The sequence below is a fragment of the Staphylococcus sp. HMSC14C01 genome (assembly GCF_001808085.1).
In the GTDB taxonomy this organism is placed as follows: domain Bacteria; phylum Bacillota; class Bacilli; order Staphylococcales; family Staphylococcaceae; genus Staphylococcus; species Staphylococcus hominis.
The window spans coordinates 1-22126 of sequence record NZ_KV792037.1 but is presented as its reverse complement, the minus strand read 5'-3'; the positions used below and the strand labels follow the sequence as shown (position 1 = coordinate 22126).

General features: G+C 30.9%; 20 protein-coding genes, 2 pseudogenes and 1 riboswitch. Of the genes and pseudogenes, 17 read left to right on the top strand and 5 right to left on the bottom strand.

Annotated elements, in window-relative coordinates:
- Positions 1-189: cadmium resistance transporter (locus HMPREF3131_RS11530; RefSeq protein WP_256262196.1), on the bottom strand; the 189-nt coding region annotated here is incomplete at its 3' end.
- 259 nt (positions 190-448) lie between these two features.
- Here HMPREF3131_RS11530 and lpdA point away from each other — a divergent pair.
- The 9 genes from lpdA (at position 449) to rarD (ending at position 9959) form a co-directional block, all read left to right on the top strand.
- The gene (lpdA, locus tag HMPREF3131_RS06025) at positions 449-1801 is read left to right on the top strand and encodes a dihydrolipoyl dehydrogenase (protein WP_070436537.1); all 1353 of its coding nucleotides are present in this window, start codon (positions 449-451) and stop codon (positions 1799-1801) included.
- Between the two features lie 41 nt (positions 1802-1842).
- Complete coding sequence (locus tag HMPREF3131_RS06020; protein WP_017174766.1) at positions 1843-2796, top strand: thiamine pyrophosphate-dependent dehydrogenase E1 component subunit alpha; 954 nt, start codon at positions 1843-1845, stop codon at positions 2794-2796.
- Between the two features lie 69 nt (positions 2797-2865).
- Entirely contained in the window at positions 2866-3906 is a 1041-nt protein-coding gene (locus HMPREF3131_RS06015; protein ID WP_070436536.1) for an alpha-ketoacid dehydrogenase subunit beta, read from the top strand.
- A 14-nt stretch (positions 3907-3920) separates the two neighbouring features.
- Complete coding sequence (locus HMPREF3131_RS06010) at positions 3921-5204, top strand: dihydrolipoamide acetyltransferase family protein (protein WP_070436535.1); 1284 nt, start codon at positions 3921-3923, stop codon at positions 5202-5204.
- 152 nt (positions 5205-5356) lie between these two features.
- Positions 5357-5695, top strand: coding sequence for a PadR family transcriptional regulator (locus HMPREF3131_RS06005; RefSeq protein ID WP_048680855.1), 339 nt, complete (start codon positions 5357-5359; stop codon positions 5693-5695).
- On the top strand, positions 5685-6458 hold the full coding sequence (locus HMPREF3131_RS06000; protein WP_048680853.1) for a membrane protein: 774 nt from the start codon (positions 5685-5687) through the stop codon (positions 6456-6458). The genes HMPREF3131_RS06005 and HMPREF3131_RS06000 overlap by 11 nt, the downstream gene beginning before the upstream one ends.
- A 6-nt stretch (positions 6459-6464) precedes the next feature.
- Positions 6465-6680, top strand: a complete 216-nt coding sequence (locus tag HMPREF3131_RS05995) for a zinc ribbon domain-containing protein (protein ID WP_017174769.1) — start codon at positions 6465-6467, stop codon at positions 6678-6680.
- Between the two features lie 187 nt (positions 6681-6867).
- A riboswitch (TPP riboswitch) is annotated at positions 6868-6972 on the top strand.
- A 202-nt stretch (positions 6973-7174) separates the two neighbouring features.
- Entirely contained in the window at positions 7175-8917 is a 1743-nt protein-coding gene (gene thiC / locus HMPREF3131_RS05990; protein WP_049416101.1) for a phosphomethylpyrimidine synthase ThiC, read from the top strand.
- 136 nt (positions 8918-9053) lie between these two features.
- On the top strand, positions 9054-9959 hold the full coding sequence (gene rarD / locus HMPREF3131_RS05985) for an EamA family transporter RarD (protein WP_070436534.1): 906 nt from the start codon (positions 9054-9056) through the stop codon (positions 9957-9959).
- Positions 9960-10030: 71 nt separating this feature from the next.
- On the opposite strand, the gene HMPREF3131_RS11525 is transcribed toward rarD, so the two are convergent.
- Positions 10031-10165 carry a hypothetical protein gene (locus tag HMPREF3131_RS11525; RefSeq protein ID WP_002449300.1) on the bottom strand — a complete coding sequence of 45 codons (135 nt, stop codon included), beginning with the start codon at positions 10163-10165 and terminating at the stop codon, positions 10031-10033.
- Between the two features lie 750 nt (positions 10166-10915).
- Between HMPREF3131_RS11525 and HMPREF3131_RS05980 the strand changes: the two genes are divergently transcribed.
- The 3 genes from HMPREF3131_RS05980 (at position 10916) to HMPREF3131_RS05970 (ending at position 15375) form a co-directional block, all read left to right on the top strand.
- Positions 10916-11434: an immunodominant staphylococcal antigen IsaB family protein gene (locus HMPREF3131_RS05980; protein WP_070436533.1), complete on the top strand. Its 519-nt coding sequence runs from the start codon at positions 10916-10918 to the stop codon at positions 11432-11434.
- A 292-nt stretch (positions 11435-11726) separates the two neighbouring features.
- The gene (locus HMPREF3131_RS05975) at positions 11727-13055 is read left to right on the top strand and encodes a glycosyltransferase family 2 protein (protein ID WP_070436532.1); all 1329 of its coding nucleotides are present in this window, start codon (positions 11727-11729) and stop codon (positions 13053-13055) included.
- The gene (locus HMPREF3131_RS05970; RefSeq protein ID WP_070436531.1) at positions 13048-15375 is read left to right on the top strand and encodes a bifunctional glycosyltransferase/CDP-glycerol:glycerophosphate glycerophosphotransferase; all 2328 of its coding nucleotides are present in this window, start codon (positions 13048-13050) and stop codon (positions 15373-15375) included. The genes HMPREF3131_RS05975 and HMPREF3131_RS05970 overlap by 8 nt, the downstream gene beginning before the upstream one ends.
- A gap of 83 nt (positions 15376-15458) precedes the next feature.
- Here the strand turns inward: HMPREF3131_RS05970 and HMPREF3131_RS11320 are convergent, their stop codons facing one another.
- Positions 15459-15623 carry a hypothetical protein gene (locus HMPREF3131_RS11320; protein ID WP_002449328.1) on the bottom strand — a complete coding sequence of 55 codons (165 nt, stop codon included), beginning with the start codon at positions 15621-15623 and terminating at the stop codon, positions 15459-15461.
- Positions 15624-15952: 329 nt separating this feature from the next.
- On the opposite strand from HMPREF3131_RS11320, the gene HMPREF3131_RS11520 reads away from it, so the two are divergent.
- Together HMPREF3131_RS11520 and HMPREF3131_RS05960 are read left to right on the top strand one after the other, a co-directional pair.
- The gene (locus HMPREF3131_RS11520; protein WP_049434216.1) at positions 15953-16141 is read left to right on the top strand and encodes a hypothetical protein; all 189 of its coding nucleotides are present in this window, start codon (positions 15953-15955) and stop codon (positions 16139-16141) included.
- A gap of 57 nt (positions 16142-16198) precedes the next feature.
- Entirely contained in the window at positions 16199-16819 is a 621-nt protein-coding gene (locus HMPREF3131_RS05960; RefSeq protein ID WP_070436530.1) for a hypothetical protein, read from the top strand.
- A 695-nt stretch (positions 16820-17514) separates the two neighbouring features.
- Here the strand turns inward: HMPREF3131_RS05960 and HMPREF3131_RS05955 are convergent.
- Positions 17515-18123, bottom strand: a complete 609-nt coding sequence (locus tag HMPREF3131_RS05955) for a stage II sporulation protein M (protein WP_070436580.1) — start codon at positions 18121-18123, stop codon at positions 17515-17517.
- 570 nt (positions 18124-18693) lie between these two features.
- On the opposite strand from HMPREF3131_RS05955, the gene HMPREF3131_RS05950 reads away from it, so the two are divergent.
- On the top strand, positions 18694-20952 hold the full coding sequence (locus HMPREF3131_RS05950) for an ATP-binding cassette domain-containing protein (protein ID WP_049416111.1): 2259 nt from the start codon (positions 18694-18696) through the stop codon (positions 20950-20952).
- A gap of 80 nt (positions 20953-21032) precedes the next feature.
- Positions 21033-21143: pseudogene (locus HMPREF3131_RS11400) on the top strand (winged helix-turn-helix transcriptional regulator); the annotation flags it as partial.
- 82 nt (positions 21144-21225) lie between these two features.
- On the opposite strand, the pseudogene HMPREF3131_RS05945 reads toward HMPREF3131_RS11400, so the two are convergent.
- A pseudogene (locus tag HMPREF3131_RS05945) lies at positions 21226-21375 on the bottom strand (alcohol dehydrogenase); the annotation flags it as partial.
- A gap of 522 nt (positions 21376-21897) precedes the next feature.
- Between HMPREF3131_RS05945 and HMPREF3131_RS11015 the strand changes: the two are divergent.
- Entirely contained in the window at positions 21898-21993 is a 96-nt protein-coding gene (locus HMPREF3131_RS11015; protein WP_000493114.1) for a type I toxin-antitoxin system Fst family toxin, read from the top strand.
- The last annotated feature ends 133 nt before the right edge of the window (positions 21994-22126 follow it).

The window sequence follows — 22126 nt, the reverse complement described above, 5'->3', positions numbered from 1 at the left end:
ATAATTTAAGACAAAGGCAAAGAATAAACTTACGACAATCAATGTCACAGATCCTACATATTGACCAATATAAATATTTCTATATTCTTTTTTTGTCTGTGCTCGCGCGAAAAAAATAAGCAAAATAACAAGTAAGTCGACTGCAGTTGCGATATACAATATCGCAGCAGTAATGATAGTTTGAATCATAGTTTAACTGTCCTTTTAAAAGTGATATTGAATAAAGTATAACGTATTTCAAATAAGAATTATATAGATTTTATTTTAAAATTTTCACCAAATTTTTAATGTCTACTTGCATGGAAAAAATAAAAAAAATAAATACTAAATAATTTGAAAATTCAAAATATAAAGTGTAAAATGAAAATGAAGAGATTAGAAAGCGCTTACAAAAATCTCTTTATGTTAAAAATAATAAAAGTTCTCTTATGGAAGGAGGCGTTCATTCATGAGTGAATCATATGATTTGATTGTGATTGGTGCAGGACCTGGAGGCTATGTATCAGCCATTCGTGCCGCGCAATTAGGTAAAAAGGTGGCAGTCATTGAAAAATTCAATGCTGGAGGCACTTGTTTAAATGTGGGTTGCATTCCATCTAAAACATTATTAGAACACGGGGAAAAAGCACATAGCATTCAAGTTGCTAATGACTGGGGAATGACGACGAAAGAATTAAATATCGATTTTCCTAAATTTGTACAACGTAAAAAGAAAGTCGTACAAACACTTACGAGTGGCGTTAAACAGTTACTAAAGAAAAATAAAGTAGCTTATATTGAGGGAGAAGCAAGCATTTCAAAAGACCTAAACGTAAAAGTAAATAATGAAACGTATCAAGGTAAAGATATTATTTTAGCGACAGGTAGTAAACCATTTGTACCACCTATTGAAGGATTAGATAACGTCGATTATGAAACAACAGATACATTTTTCGATTTAAAACAACTACCTAAACAGTTAGCAGTGATTGGCGGTGGTGTCATCGCAACAGAACTCGCTTCATCAATGGCTGATCTTGGCGTGAACGTAACCATTGTTGAAGTGGCAGATGATATTTTACTTACTGAAATTGATGATACACGTGAGTTATTAAAAGCTCATTTAGAAAATCAAGGCATTAACATTATTACAAAGGCGAAAATTAAAACAGTAGATAAAACTAAAATTGTACTCGATGGTCAAGATGACGTCAGCTTCGACACGTTACTTGTCGCGACAGGTAGACAACCGAATACACAAGTGGCTAAAGATTTAAATTTAGAGATGGATGGCAAATTCTTTAAAGTGGATGACCATTATCAAACAAGTCAAAAACATGTCTATGCGATTGGTGATTTAGTCAAAGGTTATCAACTTGCACATGCTGCAAGTGCACATGGTATTCATGTAGCAGAAACACTTGCTGGAGAACACCCACCACTTGTTCGTCAAGAGAACATTACACGTTGTATTTATACACGACTTGAAGCTGCATCCATTGGCTTATCAGAAGAACAAGCAAAAGAAGCAGGATATGATGTGAAAGTCACACAATCAGCGTTTCAAGGTAATGCGAAGGCGCTTATTAAAGGGGAAAACGAAGGAATTATAAAATTAGTTATTGATCAAACATATGGGGAAATACTCGGCGCCTTTATGGTAGGACCTCATGCGACAGACTTAATTGGCGAAGTCCTAGGAGTAAAAGCGTCAGAAGGTACCATCTATGAATTATCCGAAATAATTCAACCACATCCAGCATTATTAGAAGCGATTGGCGAAGGTGCGAATGCATACTTTGGTTCTGCAATTCACATGTAGTTATTACACTTACGCCCTATGAAAGATAGGAGGAATTGACAATGAAAATGGAAAAAGAACAAGCACGTTGGATTTATAAAACAATGAATGAAATTCGATTTTTTGAAGAGAAGGTACACAAAATTTTTAGTGATGGTCAAATCCCAGGATTTGTACATTTATATGTCGGTGAAGAAGCCGTTGCCACAGGTGTCATGTCACAACTAACTGACGATGATTATATTACAAGTACACACCGTGGTCATGGACATGCTATCGCAAAAGGTTGCGATTTAAACGGTATGATGGCAGAAATCATGGGTAAACGTGATGGTTTAGGTCATGGTAAAGGTGGCTCAATGCATGTTGCCGAAATTGACAAAGGGATGCTCGGTGCCAATGGTATCGTAGGCGGTGGCTTTGGTCTTGCGATTGGTGCAAGTATTTCAATTATCAATCAAGGTAAAGACAATGTTGCCGTATGCTTCTTTGGTGATGGTGCCGCAAATGAAGGCACATTCCACGAAGGTTTAAACTTCGCTTCAATTTTAAACTTACCAGTTATCTTTGTCTGTGAAAATAACCAATTCGCTGAAGGTACGACACATGACTATGCAAGTGCATCTGAAACGATTGCTGAACGTGCTTCTGCATATAATATGCCAGGCGTACGTGTGGATGGCATGAATGTTTTAGAAGTCTATCAAGCGACACAAGAAGCAGTAGAACGTGCTAAAAAAGGGGAAGGTCCTACATTAATCGAATGTGATACGTATCGTAAATATGGTCACTTTGAAGGTGACGAACAAAAAGTTAAATCACCAAATGATCGTAATGCGGATAAAAATGCCACTGTAGAATTCAGAAAACAAGCGATTGAAGAAGGTTGGTTAACTGAAGAAGAAGCAGACGATATTGAAAAAACAGCTGAACAAGCCGTAGAAGATGCTGTGAAATTTGCGGACGAAAGTGAATTACCAGATGAAGATTCACTATACAAAGATGTCTTTGCATAACAAACCTTTAAAGCACTAAAACGAAGAAATAGATAAGAACGAACCTAACCAGACGAGGAGGTTTTTACGATGAGTGAAGAACGTAAACTAACATTTATGGGTGCGATTAATGAAGCGATTGATCAATCTATGGAGAAAGATGAAAATGTCATCTTAATTGGTACAGACGTTTCAGGTGGCGCAAAAGTAGAACATATTCAAGACGACGATACATTTGGTGGCGTATTCGGTGTTACAAAAGGACTGGCTAAAAAATATAGTCGTAAACGAGTGATTGATACACCTATTTCTGAACATATTACATTAAGTGCAGCTGTAGGATCAGCAGCTACCGGATTACGTCCAATCGCAGAACTCATGTTTAACGATTTTATTGGCTTTGGTTTAGACCCAATTTTAAACCAAGGTGCAAAAATGAGATATATGTTTGGTGGTAAAGCTAAAATTCCATTAGTGGTACGTACCGTTCATGGCGCTGGCGCAAGTGCGGCATCCCAACACTCTCAATCTCTATATAATATGTTCGCAACAATTCCAGGTGTTAAAGTAGTTGTACCATCAAATCCATATGATGCAAAAGGATTATTAATGTCAGCGATTCAAGACGACAACTTAGTTGTATTTTCAGAAGATAAAACATTACTTGGTCAAAAAAGTCATGTCCCTGAAGAACCTTATACGATTGAGATTGGTAAAGCCAATGTCACACGAGATGGTGATGATTTAACGATTGTCGCGATTGGTAAAATGGTTGCAGTGGCTGAAGAAACAGCTGACCGACTTGAAGAAGATAACGTTTCAGTAGAAGTCATTGATTTACGTTCAGTGTCTCCATGGGATCAAGATACAGTGTTAGAATCAGTGAAAAAAACAGGTCGCTTAATTGTTATTGATGAATCAAGTCCACAATGTAACATTGCTGGCGACGTCGCTTCTGTCATTGGTGATATCGGATTCGATTATTTAGACGGTCCAATCAAAAAAGTAACAGCACCAGATACACCAGTACCATTTGCATCAAACTTAGAGGCGGCATATATTCCAAATGCAGATAAAGTATTAGACGTCGCATCTGAATTAGTTGATGACTTAAAAAAGGCTAACGTGTAGGGAGGTGTATCACAATGAGTGAAAATATTATTATGCCAAAGCTTGGTATGACAATGAAAGAAGGTACTGTAGAAGAGTGGTTTAAATCAGAAGGTGATACAGTAGAAGAAGGCGAAAGCATTGTCACAATTAGCTCTGAAAAATTAACCAACGATGTCGAAGCACCTGCAAGCGGAACATTACTAAAAATTAAAGTACAAGCAGGCGAAGATGCAAAAGTAAAAGCAGTGCTTGGTATCATCGGAGAAGAAGGCGAAGACGTAGGAAGCGATGACGATGATTCTGAAGAAACTACCCAAGAGAATAAAGATAACGATACAACGTCTGAAGATCAACAAGCATCTTCAAATGAAGAACAATCTGATAAAAAAGATACAGAAAACGAAGCGAAGCCTGAACAACGAAAACGTATCTTTATCTCTCCATTAGCACGTAATATGGCTGAAGATAAGGACCTTGATATCACAAGAATCAAAGGTACAGGTGGAAATGATCGTATTACAAAATTAGATGTTCAACGTGTAGACTCAGAAGGCTATGATTATGAAGGTGAAGCGGGTACGTCTGACGAAAGTGTATCTTCAACGGCGCAAAACTTCGATGTGTCTAGCATTGGTGAAGGTCTAAACCCAATGCGTCAACGTATTGCTCAAAATATGCGTCAAAGTCTTAATAATACTGCTCAATTAACATTACATCGCAAAGTCAATGCAGATCGCTTATTAGACTTTAAAGCTCGATTATCTGAAGAATTAAAAGATGCAGATCAAAATGTAAAATTGACAGTCACAGCTTTATTAGCTAAAGCAGTAGTCCTAGCACTTAAAGAATATGGCGCAATGAACGCTCGTTATGAAAACGGTGAATTAACAGAATACGATGATGTACATTTAGGTATTGCGACATCACTTGAAGATGGTCTTATGGTGCCAGTCATTGATAATGCAGATACTAAAAGTATTGGCACTTTAGCAAAAGAAATTAAAACATCAGCTGAAGCAGTACGTGAAGGAAATACAGGTGACGTTCAACTGAGTGACGCTACATTTACAATTACGAATATGGGTGCAAGTGGTATCGAATACTTCACACCAATTTTAAATTTAGGTGAAACAGGTATCTTAGGTGTCGGTGCTCTAGCTAAAGAACTTGTTCTTGAAGGAGATAATGTAAAACAAATCTCTCATATCCCATTAAGTTTAACATTCGATCATCAAATCTTAGATGGCGCAGGCGCAGCTGATTTCTTAAAAGTACTTGCTAAATATATTGAAAATCCATATTTATTGATGTTATAGATAATAAATAACTTTTTATCATGAAGTCCCCAGGAGTCTAAAGTACTTCTGGGACTTTATTTATACTCAACTATCTTACATTATAAGTTAGTTGACGGAGCTATTATTTTATACTATCTTATATTATAAGATAGTTAGTAAAAGGTGATCACATGACAATATCTAATCAAATGATGAAAGGACTTTTAGATGGGGCAATATTAGGTCTTATTGCAAAAGGAGAAACGTATGGATATGAAATTCTTGAGAAATTAAAGGAACATCAATTTCCCGAAATTAGTGACGGCAGTATTTATCCGGTACTTTTAAGATTAGATAAAAAGGGATATGTACATACAACCATGCGTAAATCCGACAACGGTGGACCTAAACGTAAGTACTATACTATTTCAGAAAGTGGACTCAAAGAACTACAACAGTTTAAGAAAAAGTGGCAAGCGCTTAATGAAGGTATGAATCATATATTCAGGAGTGATAATAATGATAAGTAAAGAAAAAGAAGACTACTTATTTAAGTTAAAGGCTGAACTTTTATTTAGAGGCAAAGATGAACATGAGGTTAATGATATTATAGAAGAGTTAAGAGATCATTTCGAACTTGCTGAAAAGAATCACGATGATGTTAGTGATATTCTAAATACGCCAGTAAAAGATTATGCTGATCAATTCTCAGAATATATAATTTTAACTAGGGGGTTATTTAAATATTTAGCTTTATTTTCAGCATTTATGCTAGCTATTTTTATTATCCCAAACTTTTTTACAGAACAACTTAATGTGACAATTGGTTTTATTATTAATATCTTATTTATCTTTTGTATAACTACGATTTTACCTTTTTTCTTAATTAGAAACGGTCTTGTAAAGTATGGAGAGCAACGACGAGTATATATTTATGCTTTTATATGGGGTGCAGTTATTTTTGGTCTCATCTTATTAAGTACGTATCTTACAAAACGCTATTCCATTTATCATATCATTACACTAACTGAATCAAAGAGTGTGATCATAGGACTGATTCTGTTATTAATTGTAATGACTTTATGTTTTATGTTGAAACAGCGTTTGTTTGCTTTAGTGATATTCATTGTTTGTTTACCAGATATAATTGGGTGGGTAGTTAAAATATGCAGTCGCTCAGAATCTCAATCTATTATTGTTTCATTAATCGTAGCCATTGCTTTATTGTTAATATTGAATATTGCATTTTTCATCTCTACATTTAAAAAACGTAAAAATAAAGTGAAGGAGTGATTCATTATGTCAGAAAACCAAAATCAAGGTTGTATAAAATGTGGTCATACAGAAGTAGAAGAAGGTACATTATCTGCAACAGGCTCAGGATTGTCTAAATTTTTAGATGTACAACATAATAATTTTAAGACGATAACTTGTAAAAATTGTGGATATACCGAATTTTATAAACAAGATAGAAACAGAAGTAGAGACTTTATTGATTTGTTCTTTGGAGGATAAGTCAAAGGAATAAAACAGCAGTAACCCTTATGGGTGCTGCTTTTTCAATCTTTGGGTAAGACTTCGGGTTGTGTGAAGTTAGACTTTCGGATGTCTAAAAGTTATAAAAATATTTAATATAATGACTTGATATTCTTGGAATTTTAAGTCATTGTATAAGTATAGGTTAAGTAACCTATAATTTAATAATCTCTGCTAGGGGTGCTTTATATTGCTGAAAGGAACATCATGTTCCAACCCTTTGAACCTGATCTAGTTAATACTAGCGTAGGGAAGCCAGTGAGTCACTTTACAATGACATATGGATGTTTTCATAATTTGATGAAAAGGTCAATTTAACGATGAATCATTTTCTTCATTATGATACTTACATATATTTTCGTATATATTCACTTATTCTTATGCATTCAGTATTAAGCTGAATGCTTTTTTTATGAATTATATAATCAGTGATATTAGACCCTTCTAGTAACCTAACTTAGGAGGCATTGTTAATGAAACAAGAAAAAATCAATTTTAAAAGAACGTTCCCAGCAAGTAAACGTATTTTTAAAAAAGGTGAAGGTAATGATAGTGATATTTTTGTACCATTTCGAGAAATTGAACTTTCTGATACCCAATTAGAACAACGTAGTTTTCAAAATGAACCTGTCGTAGTGTACGATACAGCAGGTCCTTATCATGATGACAGTTATGAGGTTGATATCAATCATGGACTTCCAAAGGTTCGCGATGCATGGATTGAAGCACGTGAAGACGTTGAACATTATGAAGGTCGCCGTATTCAATCGATTGATAACGGTTTTTCAAAAGAAGGCCATAAAAACTATGTAGCTCATCCATTCGAATATCAACCAAGACGTGGCAGTAAAGATACACCAGTTACACAAATGTACTACGCTAAACAAGGGATTATCACTAAAGAAATGAAATTTGTAGCAATTAGAGAACAAGTGGAACCAGAATTTGTAAGGGAAGAAATTGCGAGAGGACGCGCGATTATTCCTAACAATATCAATCATCCTGAATCTGAACCAATGATTATTGGTAAAAACTTCTCTGTAAAAATCAACGCGAACATTGGTAACTCTATTGTGTCTTCATCTATTGAAGCAGAAATTGAAAAATTAGTTTGGGCCACACATTGGGGTGCAGATACGATTATGGATTTATCTACAGGAAAAAATATTCATACAACTCGTGAGTATCTCTTACGTAACTCACCTGTACCAGTAGGAACAGTGCCCATCTATCAAGCGTTAGAAAAAGTAAATGGGGTGGCAGAAGATTTAACATGGGAAGCGTATAGAGATACATTAATTGAACAAGCTGAACAAGGGGTCGATTATTTTACTATTCACGCAGGATTACGTCTTCACTATATTCCATTAACTGTTGATCGTTTAACTGGGATTGTTTCTCGTGGTGGCTCAATTATTGCACAATGGTGTCTTGCACATCACGAAGAAAGCTTTTTATATACACACTTCGATGAGATTTGTGAAATCTTAAGTCAATATGATGTTGCTATTTCTCTAGGAGATGGTTTACGACCTGGTTCAATTTATGACGCTAACGATGAAAGTCAATTTGCGGAGTTGAAAACGTTAGGTGAGTTAACGGATATTGCTTGGAAACATAATGTGCAAGTTATGATTGAAGGTCCAGGGCATATTCCAATGCATAAAATTAAAGAAAACCAAGATTTAGCAGATTTTTATTGTAAAGAAGCACCATTTTATACATTAGGACCTCTTGTAACAGATATTGCACCAGCATATGACCATATTACATCTGCCATTGGTGCTGCTCAAATTGCGAGTCATGGTACGGCAATGTTATGTTACGTGACACCTAAAGAACATTTAGGTTTACCAAATAAAGATGACGTACGTGATGGTGTGGTCACTTATAAAATTGCAGCACATGCAGCAGATTTATCTAAAGGCTTACCAGGGGCAACAGAACGCGACGATGCAATTAGTAAAGCGCGCTTTGAGTTTCGTTGGATTGATCAATTCAACCTCGCGTTAGATCCTGATCGAGCGAGAGAATTTCACGATGAAACATTACCAGCAGAATCAGCGAAAATTGCACATTTCTGTAGTATGTGCGGACCAAAATTCTGTTCAATGCGCTTATCACATGATATTCGCGATTCCTACAAAGAACAACTTGAAGGCATGAAAGAGAAAGCCGAAGAATTTAGAGAAGGCGGCAATAGAATATATCATTAATGATAATGGTAAAGAGGTAGCGATATAAATTGCTACCTTTTTTTTAAAAATTCTTCTAGATATATCCATTTCGTTTAACTACTGATACGATAGAGTTATACATATTTCCAGGGTAATATTGCTAGGAGGGTTTAGCATGGATAATCATGCAGAATTTAAAAAAGGAATTTTATTTGCGTTAGGGGCGCATTTATTATGGGGGATTCTACCTATTTATTGGAGATTCATTCACGGTATTAGCGCATTTGAAATTTTAGCATATCGCATTATCCTTGCGATGGTTTTTATGATTCTAATGATTTTTGTATTAAAAAAATCACAAGCGCTTAAACATGATATCAATCAACTCGTAGCACATCCGATTCAACTTGTTGCGATTATTATTGCAGGTTATGTGATTACGATTAACTGGGGAACATTCATTTGGGCAGTGTCTAATGGTCATGTGCTACAAACCAGTTTAGGTTATTATATTAATCCATTAGTGAGTGTCTTACTCGCATTTATTTTCTTAAAAGAGCGTTTCAATAAGTTTGAAACGTTAGCGATTGTATCAGCCGTAATTGGCGTCATTTACATGACAATAAAGATAGGAGAATTTCCAATTATTTCTTTAATGTTGGCATTCTCATTTGGGATTTACGGTTTACTAAAAAAATTGGTACGTGTTGAAGCAATGAGTGGGATTGCGATTGAATGTATTGTGACAGCACCAGCAGGACTGATTTATATCATTTATTTATGGCAAGCACACCAATCATCAGTCGGTTTGAATATGAGTACATTTTTACTCTTATTCTCTGGAGCGGTAACAGCTGTCCCACTTATTTTATTCTCAGCGGGCGCTCGTCGCATTCCGCTATCACTGACAGGATTTATTCAATACATTAGTCCAACGATTATCTTTTTACTAGGTATCTTCGTATTTAAAGAAAAATTCGATATCCACCAATTCATTACATTTATCTTTATTTGGATTGGTATTGCGCTTTATAGTATCTCTCAATATATTAAAATGAAACGTAGTCCTAGACCAGAATAAAAAACAAGCCACCCCTCACTACTTGATGAGTGAAGGATGGCTCTATTTATCATCTATAAAAAATATTTAAATTAGCCTAAAGAACCGTTACCAGTTTGGTTTTCATTTTTAAGGTTTTTATAAAAAACGCCAGCAAATACTGCTACGATAGCAATAATACCAATATATTCAGAAATTTTACGTCCTGGTGATTTATATCCAGCCATAATATGACCTCCATTTGTTAAGTTTTACGTAGTTAAAGCGTATAGTAAAGTATTCCCGTTTTCAAAATAAAAAAACATGTCCATCGTTAATTTTAATAAAGGTATTGTAGAGTGAACAAGATACATAGCTACATCAATGATCTTCATTATAGACAATACCTCCTTTAAATCTAAGAATCTGCACGACATATTCTTCATTATTTTTATTATTTACATTTCTAGCAATTGATACCATGTCATGACGTTTTTTAACTTTTCATAGGATGACTACTGATATAGAAAGAAGTACCGTTAATAGAATGAAGCAGAAGTATGACAAATAAACATAGGTATTATCTATTAAGTTTCTTCGCAAAGTAAGCAAAATAACTCATCATTATAGCGAAAACAACAGATGAAATGAAACAACGCACAATACCTAGATCTAATTTTAAAAGTCGTTGTGCTAAATAAAAGATTATAAAATAAACGATAAAAAAGTATAGGAAATAACGTATTGTTTTCATTAGTTCTCTCCTTATCAATTAAAATATGTATGATTTAAGGCTAACATGTGTTGAATACAAATTAAAAATAATGAAAGAATAAAAAGTAGAGTAATATTATAAGTATTATATAATTAATTGGATTTTCAATTAATTATATTTCAATAAATTTATATTTTAATTTATAAAAATTTGAATATTTGAGTGTAATATTATATATTAAAGGTGGAAGTTCATTATAATTCTATAAGAGGAGTGATCCATAATGAAGAAATTTGCAAAAGCAATGGTCGTTGGTGGTATTACTTTAGGAACAGTATTAGGGTTTAATGTAACTGAGCATAACGGGGTATCAAATGAAGCACATGCACAAACGCAAACATCACAAGGCTATCATTATGATTATCATGGTTATACAAAGTCAGGTGGCGAATTCGTATTAAATCACACGTTCTATAATGCGTTAAAAGCTGGAAATGTGACATTTAACGGAATTAAAGTGAATGAGCAGTATCAAAACGGTACATCAACAACAACGAAGTATGACCAAACATTTAATCAAGTCAAAGGCAACACAGCAGCAATGATTGATTTTAAGGTCGCACCTAAAACAGTAAGCTTAGAACAAGTGAAAGACGTTTACGGAGATCATTATCAATATCAACAACCATTGTCTAAAAAACAAGCAGATAAAACAGAAGGATTATACGGTTTCACAGTAGGTAAAGGTCATATTACATTCCATGTTACGGATGGCTACGTGGATCATGTTGCTGTGTCATAATAGAAGATATAAAAGAGCAGCACCTCATTGTGAGGTGCTGTTTTTTGTGTTTAAAAATATTAATATTACTTCTAATTTAAAATAGTTTATTTATTTAATATTGGAGTGATATATAATTAAAAAGGAAAAAAGATTATTTTCATCAATTCAATTTATATGTTTTTTTAATATTTTTAATAAATACAAAAATTATGATACAAATATTTTTAAGTAATATAGAATTATAAATGAAAATATATTATTATAATAATGTTGTTTTAAAATATAATTATTAGATAAAGAAAGGTAAATCATGTTTTCCATTATAATTACAACTTATAATAGTGAGAAATACATAGAAGAAACTATAACTAATGTATTATATGCATCTAACAATATATGCAGGGAGATTATTGTAGTAGATGATGGAAGTAAAGATAATACTCGAGATATTTTAAAAAAGTTTAATGATTATGAAGAGGTCAAAATAATACATCAAAGTAATAAAGGTGTTAGTAAAGCTAGAAACAAAGGATTAAAGTATATTTCTAAAATGTCTAAACTTACAACTTTTATTGATGACTCTGATAAAGTAAGTCAAAATTTCTTTGAAACTCATATAGATTTTTTCGAAAAGAATAGAAAGATAAATTTAGCTATTAGTCCAATAGTAACGAATAAGGATAATAAATATAAAAATCATTCGTTAAATTACTGTTTCAATGAAGAAAAAGACTATATAGATGCGTTTGAAAATTATAATTGCATTCGGTTTCATATAGGAGGCGTCGTCTTTAGGACTGAAATATTAAAGGCAATAGAAAAGCCTTTTGATGAGTCTATTCATTTTTGGGAAGATGCTAAATTAATAAATTTTCTAATCTTAAAATATAAGAAATATGGATTAGTTAAAAAGGTGAAATATCTCTATAATCTAAACGATAGTAATTCATTATCTCAATCTGCTTGGTCAAGAAGAGATAGATACAATAATCATATTAAGAATAACTTTTTGTATTTAATAAATATGTCATTAGCATATTATGGTGAAGTTATTTATTATATTCAATATTTAGTGTGCATACATTATTTACAATTTCTTCTAAGTCATAATTTAAGTTATATACATACAGAATATCTGAATAAGAAAGAATTTATAAATCTATCTAAACTTCTTTTCAAATATATTGATAAAAAAATTATTGATGAATTAAAAATCGAAAAAAGATACATTTTCTTTTTCTATCATTTAAAAGAATATAATATGTATAATCAAATTGATAATACACAGGTATGGATCCATTCATTTAATATAGTCAGACGTGAAATTATGTTCTCTTTTTCAGATGAATTAAATTATATTAATGAAAATTCTAACGTATACGTTAAAAATAAGCATGGATTGAATAGAGCAACTTTACAATATAAAAGGAAGAAAGATTTACTCTATTTACTAACTTCAGATTTTAGTATGAATAATTTTATTATAAAATTAACTTTTGTAGAGTTATTTAAAAATATAAAATTTATTGTTGAGGATATTGAAAATAATTATTTAGTTGAAATAGAAAGTGAATCCATTTTTAGTCGATTAAAGAAAAGAATATCACAATTTAACAAGAAAGGTGAAACTAATGAGTGATAAATTTAATGTAAGTATTGTAATTCCTATATTTAATGCAGAAGAATATATCGAAGAAACATTAAATTCAGTTGCTAATCAAAGTGAAACTTTAGAAATTGAAGTATTGTTAATAAACGATGGTTCGACAGATAATTCTATACAACATATTGAAAATTATATAGATCGTAATAAAAAGAAAAATATCCATTATAAATTATATAATGATGGTGAAAATCTAGGACAAGGCGCGAGACGTAATTTTGGTATAGAGATAGCCCAAGGAGAAACTATACTATTTCTAGATTCTGATGACTTATTAGTAGAAAATGCAATTGATGTAGCTTATAAACAATATAAAGCAAATGATGAAAATGACTTTGTGATTTTTGAATGGGCGTACTATTATCCGGAAAAAAATCAAACTATTTACGTGAATAAAGAAAAATACAATCAAGAACTTGCTTTATATAAAACGACTTGCGAATTATTGCTTGCTTGTAGTACGTATTTTACTGTCAATAAACTGTATAAACGAGAGTTTCTAATAGAGCACGATATTAAGTTTGGGGAAGGCTATATTTATGAAGATTTCGAATTTTATATAAAAGTGGCTTTACGTGCGTGGCGTGCTCCTGTTATTCCTAATATTTTCTATAAAGTGAGAGTCCATGAAAAGAGTACGACTAAAACTGATTATAATAATCTAAAACATTATCATTCATTTTTAAAAGCTATTAAGAAAAGTTCTGAAATTTTAAATAGCGAAGGAACCAGAGATATAAATAGTTCTTATAATGTGAATAAGTACTTTATATATAGAGCATTACTCTATTCAGAGAAGAGATTACCTAAATCAAAAAAGATTAAAAGGGATTTCATTTATAAAACTATGCAAATAATTAATCAGTATAGTCCTAATACATATGTTCCTAAAAATATTATTCCTTTATATCATCATGCTTTTCACAATAAATTAATTGCTAATTATGAAGTGAGTAAATTGCAGAAAATATTTAAACTACATAGAGAAGGGAAAATCAATTTCTATTCTCATCGTCTTAATAAAAAGAAACAAAAAAAGAAAAAATTAAAGCAAAAAATTGAAAGTAATTACTTCTTAGAACCCATAGTGTATCATTCAAGAAGATATGTGCATAAAAGAAGAAAGAAAAAAAAGGATAGAAAACAACAAAATCTACTGTCTAAACATATTATCCCAGGTACTATCTTGATGCTTGGTTTTGATTATCGTTATCAAGGGAATTCAAAATATTTATTTGATTATTTGAAAGATTTTCTACCACCTACAAAGTTAAAATTTGTAACTTTTGATACGAAAGTACATGAACAATATAGAATAGAGCCTAGAAGTAATCAATTCTTTGATTTATTTTATTCTTCCGAATTTATTATAGCAGAAAGTTGGATGCCATTAGCTTTTCGTAAGAGTGATAACCAAAAATGGATACAATTATGGCATGGAACGCCTTTTAAAAAAATGGTTTTTGATTCAAGTGAGTCTCAAATGTTACGACTAAATCCTAATCATAAAGTTAGAATAAAAAATGATATAGCAAGATGGGATTATTTACTTTCCGATTCATCAATCGCGAAAGATATTTTCTCTTCAGCTTTTGACTTTCCTAAAAATAAGATTTTAAATTATGGCTATCCTCGAAATGAATGGTTAGTTAAAAATATAAATAATCATAATTTAATAAAAAAATTAAAGGTAAAATTCCATATACCGTTTGATAAAAAAATAATTCTATATACACCTACTTGGAGAGACTATAATTATAAGAAAAATCAACGTAATCAAGATACAAGTTATGTTGCAGATTTAGAATTACTCCTATCTTATTTAGGAGATGATTATATTGTCATAAATAAATCTCATTCAATGGATAAAAAACTACCAAGTGAGAATTTTAACCATAAGATATACACAGTTAATGATTCGGTAGATTCTCAAGAGCTCATTCTTTTGAGCGATTTGATAGTTACAGACTATTCTTCTATATTCTTCGATGCGATTCATATAAATAAGCCATTCTATTTCTTGACTAAGGATATTAGTAAATTTAATTTAGTAAGAGGCTTTTATAGCAAAATATACCAAGATTTTTATACTTTGTTTACTAGAAATGAAGAAGAATTAGCTGATCAAATTAAGAACAATACATTTGATCAATTAGATATTTATGATAAGTATAAAAACGAAAATATAGTACACAGTAGCAAATTAATTAATGAATTTATTGAGAATTTAAGTATGATAGATAAAGAAAAAGATAAAAATAATGATTTGATGTTTAAAGAAAATAGTATTAAATAAATAATCTAGTATTTACAATTTTACTATATCTTAAACTATTCATTAGACAGGTCAGCACCTCATTGTGAGGTGCTGTTTTTTTGTTAATCGAGTGTATTGATTAATGTCATAATGAAAGTCAATATACAAGCAATGATAATGACTAACTTTCCTTTTTCTGTTTTCTCATGTCCATGTTGGTATTCTCGTAAAACAAATAACCATGAAATGATAACTAGCAATCCTAAAACAATACTAATAAATTTCATGTAATGATCTCCTTGTACATCTAGAATTCTTGTTTCAAACATAACGTGATTTAAAATAACAATCAACTATCATTTTCGTGCAATTACAATGATGATAAGGTATATTAAAAAGCTTTACGGTTATTTATTATAGTTGAATTCTTAAAAGTATATTTAGAAAGCTATAATTTATTAAAATTATAATTTAAACATACTTAAGACATCTATTTATGTTCTAAGTTTTTATGTATGAGAATAAAATATAATTATACAGATAATTTTAGAAAAAGATTAATATAAAATGTTAATCTTAATATATAGATAAAATATATTATTAAAGGAGGATATTCATGAAAGATTCTATCTTTTGGAAGAAATCATTTATTCCTGTGTATTTCATCGTGGCTTTCTTATTGTTTATTCTTTTTAAATTTTACATACAGACTGATAACTTTTCTATATACATACTCATTTTTATTGTACTCGGCTTTGGAATAGCGTCTGTGATTTATAATTCTAGAAATAAATATTGGAAATGACAAATAAAGATATCCTCTAAGAAGTTAAATATCTTAGATGGTTGTGAGGTTTTCATGATGAAAAAAATATTAAGTATAGCATTAATTAGTACTATATTATTAAGCGCATGTTCGATAAACATTATACAGGATGATAAAAATCGAGAGGATAAGGATAAGAAACAGACACAGACACAAGAATCACATAATAATAAAAACCATAATCAAAATACTCAACAAAATAAAGTTAATCAATCTACACAGAATAACGAAATAACACAACAAACTAAAGATAACCAATCTACTCATAATAATACTCAAGAGCTAAGTGAAGCACAGGCAATTCAAAAAGCAAAAAACGTTTTTAGTAGTGGGGCCTATCATGAGTTTAACATTGATCGAAATAGAACAAACGATCAAGAATATGTTGTCACATTTTTACTTAATGATGCAGTAGGATTTCCAATGAAAGCTGCAACAACAGTCAATAAAACATCAGGAGAAGTAGGAAATCTCATTGATGACAGAACTGAAGCAGATAAACAAAATCACATTCAACATGCTAATGAAAGTTCAATGTATAAAGGAAATAACAGTAAAAATAAAGAGATATATGGACGCGACTTCAGTCGTCCTAACGATAAAGTCATGGAAGAACAAAAACGACAAAATAATTCCAATCAATCTGAAAATAACTAACATATTATTTCCTGGGTGATTTCTATAATTATTTATTTATGATTATGGATTTTCACAATGCTGCGTAATTAGTCACATGTTGCCAGTTAAGAGAATACTACCATGTAAAAATGATAATTATTTATATTTTTTCTGTATTTGCAACAAAACTGCATTTAATATATACGATTGTTTTATTGTCATTATGACATAGAGTATTATTAATTTTGAACATTTATACTGAGAAATTCAGTGATGATGTGATTTATTATTCAAAATAACAGAATTGATATTAATAAGCTTAGCACATTTCATCGTATTTCGTTTATTATGAATATTTTCTTTTTAATTTTTATGGCTCCAATTTATAGTCTGGATAATGTCTACTTATCAGTTGCTTGGACTATTTTGGGTTTAATAAATGGTGTTTATTTATTAGTTAAACAAAGACATGGAAATACTAATAATCGTATATGATGTACTAATAAAAAGAGCCTAAATACAGGCTCTTTTTTATTTTGAGCATTTTTCACATAAAACGTTTTGATTTTTAGCCCAACTTTTTAGATTTGTTACGCCATTAAGATTTTTTGAATTTGTGTGTATTGTTATATTTTCGTTTTTGTCGATTTCTCTTTCACAATGACTGCATTTTAATTTTTCAAGAAACATAAAATGACCTCACTTTTTGCGATTTTGTATTCTTTTGTTTGTATTTAATTCATTAAATTTGAAAGCATATCAGCTATATATGTTTCAGTAAATGCTGCTAAAATGACCAATGGTAAACAGACGAATAAATATGCTTTTAATAAATTAATTAAACTTAGTTTGAAAGAGTAGTTTTGCTTTTTTTCTTTTCTGAATAGATTGGTTATTTTTCTTAAAATTGATTTATTTAGCATATAAAGACCACTAGTAAATATACAAAAACTCATCATTTCCAAAGTGTAATGAGGTATATAAGCGATTAAGCTAGTTAGACCTTTGTAAGTATCAAAATGGATGAAAAAACCGAATAGTATGCCAGGAATAATAAGCGATACTATTAAATTTAGAGTATATAAAAATGGTATGGGTATTAAAGCTAACAAAAGCATTTGTATTGGTACATGAAAGCCATTGTTTTGTATAAACCCCCAAACTTTTTTTAGTCCCTGCGTTTTACTAACGCTTTCAGGTGAATTGGATCCTAATTGTTTTATAAATTCTTCTGAAGGATGAAAAAATAAAGCGATTGGAATTGTTACTAGTAATAACATTGTTGATAATATAAAGATTTTTATTGCTCTTTTAAAATAATTTTGATCTTTAATATTTAGCATGATTAACCCTTTCTTTTTGTTTTTTGAAACGAGTGTCATGAGTTTTTCTTATCCCGATAATTAATAACGTTATAATAGAGAGTCCTATATGTTGAATTGTATTTTATTTAAAAGTTCTATAAACATTTGAAGTACTGACATCTATCTTTTAATATTTGATATAACTCATTTTTACATAGCTCCTGTTTTTAAACAATACTGACAAATGAGTCATATTTTAAATTTTATAATTCTATTTATATTAATATGTTCGTAGATGACAAAAATTTCAGTATTAACAAATATTAACGCTATTGATATAAATATAGTGTAATTGAATTTTGAAAACATTTTTATATTACTCGTTGATATTGTAAATGTATGAAAACAAGAACAGCCGCAGTTTCCTAATTATGACTCTGGAAGCTATGGACCTAAAGAAAGTGAAAAATTACTTAGTGAAGACGGATTGAATTGGTGGAATAATTTGTAATATAAAAGACTTAAAGTTGTCGTCTTTTGAATGAGTAGTTAATCATTGATTAATATGCAATAATCAATGTTATAAGGATTATAAAGGGAGGATACTTAATGGATTTTATTAATATTACAGGTGCTTCACAAAATAACTTGAAAAACATAGATGTAAATATCCCAAAACACTTAGTAACCGTATTTACAGGACGTTCTGGTTCAGGGAAATCATCTTTAGTGTTTAATACTATTGCTGCGGAATCTGAACAGCTACTAAATGAAAGTTATTCCAGTTATATCCAATTTCATTTAAATCAACAACCTAGACCGAAAGTGAAAAAAATTAAAAATCTTCCTGTAGCAATGACAATTAATCAGAAAAGATTCAATGGGAATTCTCGCTCTACGGTAGGAACAGTTTCGGATATATATGCCTCCGTTAGATTACTGTGGTCTAGAATAGGCGAACCGTTTGTTGGCTATTCAGATGTATATTCCTTCAATAGTCCTAAGGGCATGTGTAAAACTTGTGAAGGATTAGGATATATTGAAGACATTAACTTAGATGAATTGCTAGATTGGGATAAGTCTTTAAATGAAGGTGCCATAGACTTTCCTTCTTTTGGACCAGATAAAGAGCGTGGTAAAGCCTATCGAGATAGTGGTTTATTTGATAATAATAAAAAATTGAAAGACTATACAAAAGATGAATTAGAATTATTTTTATATCAAGAGCCAATGACGTTAAAAAATCCTCCTAAAGAATGGAGAAAGTCAGCTAAATATGTAGGGCTAATACCTAGATTCAGTAGAATATTTTTAGGCGATAAAGAATTTAATAAAAAACGCTATGCCAAACATCTTAAAAATGTAGTAAATAATAAAATATGTCCTACATGTAAAGGTCAACGTTTAAACTCGAAAATATTAAGTTCTAAAATTATGAGTAAAAATATTTCTGATTTCACACAAATGACAATTAAGGAAAATTTAGAGTTTCTTAATAAATTAGAGGATCCAACAGCTAAATATATTATTGATCCTCTCAAAAAGCAGTTAGAAGCACTAAAATATATTGGATTAAGTTATTTAACGCTTAACCGTGTCACAACGACATTATCAGGCGGTGAAGCGCAACGTCTTAAATTAATACGTCATTTAAATAGTTCTTTATCGGATTTAGTTTACATTATAGATGAACCAAGTGTTGGTTTGCATCCGGAAGATATAGCTAAAATCAATGAAATTTTAAAATCTTTAAAAGACAAAGGCAATACTGTGTTAATTGTTGAACATGATCCCGATGTTATTAAAGAAGGGGACTATATCATAGATATGGGACCAGGTTCAGGAAAAAATGGTGGTGAAATCACATTTGAAGGAACATATAATGAATTACTCTCTTCAAATACTTCGACAGGTAACGCATTACGTCACAAACATAATTTAAAAGAGAATATTCGTGAAGCGAACCATTTTTATAATATCGGTCCTGTGACACAAAACAATTTAAATAACGTAAAAACGTCTATACCTAAACACGTATTAACAGTCTTAACAGGCGTTGCTGGTTCAGGTAAGAGTACCCTTGTTAAAGCAGGTTTTGAAAATAATGACCATACCATCTTTATTGATCAAAAAGCAGTTCAAGGATCTAATAGATCTAATCTGTTAACGTATTTAGGTGTTTTTGATAGCGTAAGAAGCTTTTTCAGTAAAGAAACAGGCTTAAATAAAGCTATGTTTAGTTATAACTCAAAAGGTGCCTGTCCAAATTGTGGTGGAAAGGGCTACATTAAAACGGAACTTGCTTTTATGGGTGATTTTTCACAGACATGTGAAGTTTGTCATGGTAAACGTTATAAACAAGAAGTATTAGATGCTACCATAGATGGGTATTCAATCGCCGATGTTCTCGATTTGACGGTTGACGAAGGTATTATTTTCTTTGATAAAAAGAATGATATTAAGTCAAAATTACAATCTGTAAGTAAAACAGGTTTGAATTATATGTCACTTGGACAACCTTTATCCACTTTGTCTGGTGGAGAGATTCAACGCGTGAAACTAGCACAACATTTAGATGAAGAGATAAAAAATAGTATTTTTATTTTTGACGAACCAACCACAGGCCTACATGAATCGGATATCCCTATATTGATGGAGTGTTTTGATGATTTAATTGATCAAAACAATACAGTTATTTTGATTGAACATAATTTATCGATTATGTGTGAAGCAGATTGGATCATCGATGTCGGTCCAGGCCCTGGGTTGGATGGCGGAAAGGTCCAATTTAGTGGAACACCTAAAAACTTTATTGATAGTTCAGAAACATTGACATCTAAACACTTGAAACGCTATATCAATCAGTAGAAATAGAAGAGTTGGATGAGTTTATATTTATTATATTCATTCAACTCTTTTCTTATCATAGATTCTTTCAATATAGAAATATTGAAAGAATTGTCTATCCAGTAGTTCCACCAAAAGTTGAGTATAAGTTAACAAACATAGGAAAAACACTCGATAAAGTAGTTTATGCAATTTGTGATTGGGGGGGATGAATTTCTGGAAGAAATTTCTAAATAGAAAAATGTTAAAATTTAAATATATAGGTAAAAGACGCCTCAACTTTGAACGAGTTATTCAAAGTAAGGCGTCTTTATCTATATAGTATTGTGGTTTTAAAATAACTTTAATAGTATTATCTTTTTTTTGATCAAAGATGTCATAAACTTCTTTTACATCTTCTAACGGCATAGTATGAGTGATAATTTCTGTTGGATTATTTACTTCACATACTTCCATATTTTTATATCCTTGATAAGTAACTGATTTCATACAATCATCCTCTTTTAGCAAATATGCGCCTGTTATTAAAATACAAACTCAAACGAGTAAATTAAGTAATTATTATTTTGTGTTAAATATACATAATTTACATATAAATCATGTGAATTTATTGAATATAATCATCTTTTTTTGAAAATAGTATCTATAACAAAAGGAGGATATTCCCCATTCATTCACCATCAAATTTATTTTCTTATACGCCTCACTATCTCAGAATATCAATGTAAATAATTTTTCTATTATTTACCCCAAAATAAAGTTTGAAAGTATATATATTAATATTACTCCAACAATGATTTTGAACCATATAGAAGAATTTGAAAAAATACAAGGAAAGAGAAAAACAGAAAATAATACATAATTTAACTTATCGGAAGTTATCTGTAACACAATTATTAGAAATGATATAATACAAAAGTCGTCGTTCACTTCTGTGCTGTATTTAGCATGGAAGGAGGTGACATCATGTTCAGTACACTATTTGTAACTATTATAGCTCCTATCATAGTAGGAGTTATACTCACGTTATTTTCTCATTGGCTGAATAATCGTGAAAAGTAATTTAGCGACGACATATAGCTAATACACCAAAAGAGCCCGATAACTATTCGCAGTAGTTATCGGGCTCGGTGTTTATCATGTTAGTACACTATTTGTTAATCAAATTATAACACTGGTTAGTAGAGGAATGCAA

Excerpts from the sequence above, each read along its gene's own strand:
- HMPREF3131_RS11525 (WP_002449300.1), bottom strand. The coding sequence starts at position 10,165 with ATGGCTGGATATAAATCACCAGGACGTAAAATTTCTGAATATATTGGT.
- HMPREF3131_RS06010 (WP_070436535.1), top strand. The coding sequence starts at position 3,921 with ATGAGTGAAAATATTATTATGCCAAAGCTTGGTATGACAATGAAAGAA.
- HMPREF3131_RS05955 (WP_070436580.1), bottom strand. The coding sequence starts at position 18,123 with ATGCTAAATATTAAAGATCAAAATTATTTTAAAAGAGCAATAAAAATC.
- lpdA (WP_070436537.1), top strand. The coding sequence starts at position 449 with ATGAGTGAATCATATGATTTGATTGTGATTGGTGCAGGACCTGGAGGC.
- HMPREF3131_RS06015 (WP_070436536.1), top strand. The coding sequence starts at position 2,866 with ATGAGTGAAGAACGTAAACTAACATTTATGGGTGCGATTAATGAAGCG.
- HMPREF3131_RS11520 (WP_049434216.1), top strand. The coding sequence starts at position 15,953 with ATGAAAGATTCTATCTTTTGGAAGAAATCATTTATTCCTGTGTATTTC.
- HMPREF3131_RS05975 (WP_070436532.1), top strand. The coding sequence starts at position 11,727 with ATGTTTTCCATTATAATTACAACTTATAATAGTGAGAAATACATAGAA.
- HMPREF3131_RS06020 (WP_017174766.1), top strand. The coding sequence starts at position 1,843 with ATGAAAATGGAAAAAGAACAAGCACGTTGGATTTATAAAACAATGAAT.
- HMPREF3131_RS11320 (WP_002449328.1), bottom strand. The coding sequence starts at position 15,623 with ATGAAATTTATTAGTATTGTTTTAGGATTGCTAGTTATCATTTCATGG.
- HMPREF3131_RS06005 (WP_048680855.1), top strand. The coding sequence starts at position 5,357 with ATGACAATATCTAATCAAATGATGAAAGGACTTTTAGATGGGGCAATA.
- HMPREF3131_RS05960 (WP_070436530.1), top strand. The coding sequence starts at position 16,199 with ATGAAAAAAATATTAAGTATAGCATTAATTAGTACTATATTATTAAGC.
- HMPREF3131_RS11015 (WP_000493114.1), top strand. The coding sequence starts at position 21,898 with ATGTTCAGTACACTATTTGTAACTATTATAGCTCCTATCATAGTAGGA.
- HMPREF3131_RS06000 (WP_048680853.1), top strand. The coding sequence starts at position 5,685 with ATGATAAGTAAAGAAAAAGAAGACTACTTATTTAAGTTAAAGGCTGAA.
- HMPREF3131_RS05950 (WP_049416111.1), top strand. The coding sequence starts at position 18,694 with ATGGATTTTATTAATATTACAGGTGCTTCACAAAATAACTTGAAAAAC.
- thiC (WP_049416101.1), top strand. The coding sequence starts at position 7,175 with ATGAAACAAGAAAAAATCAATTTTAAAAGAACGTTCCCAGCAAGTAAA.
- rarD (WP_070436534.1), top strand. The coding sequence starts at position 9,054 with ATGGATAATCATGCAGAATTTAAAAAAGGAATTTTATTTGCGTTAGGG.
- HMPREF3131_RS05995 (WP_017174769.1), top strand. The coding sequence starts at position 6,465 with ATGTCAGAAAACCAAAATCAAGGTTGTATAAAATGTGGTCATACAGAA.
- HMPREF3131_RS05980 (WP_070436533.1), top strand. The coding sequence starts at position 10,916 with ATGAAGAAATTTGCAAAAGCAATGGTCGTTGGTGGTATTACTTTAGGA.
- HMPREF3131_RS05970 (WP_070436531.1), top strand. The coding sequence starts at position 13,048 with ATGAGTGATAAATTTAATGTAAGTATTGTAATTCCTATATTTAATGCA.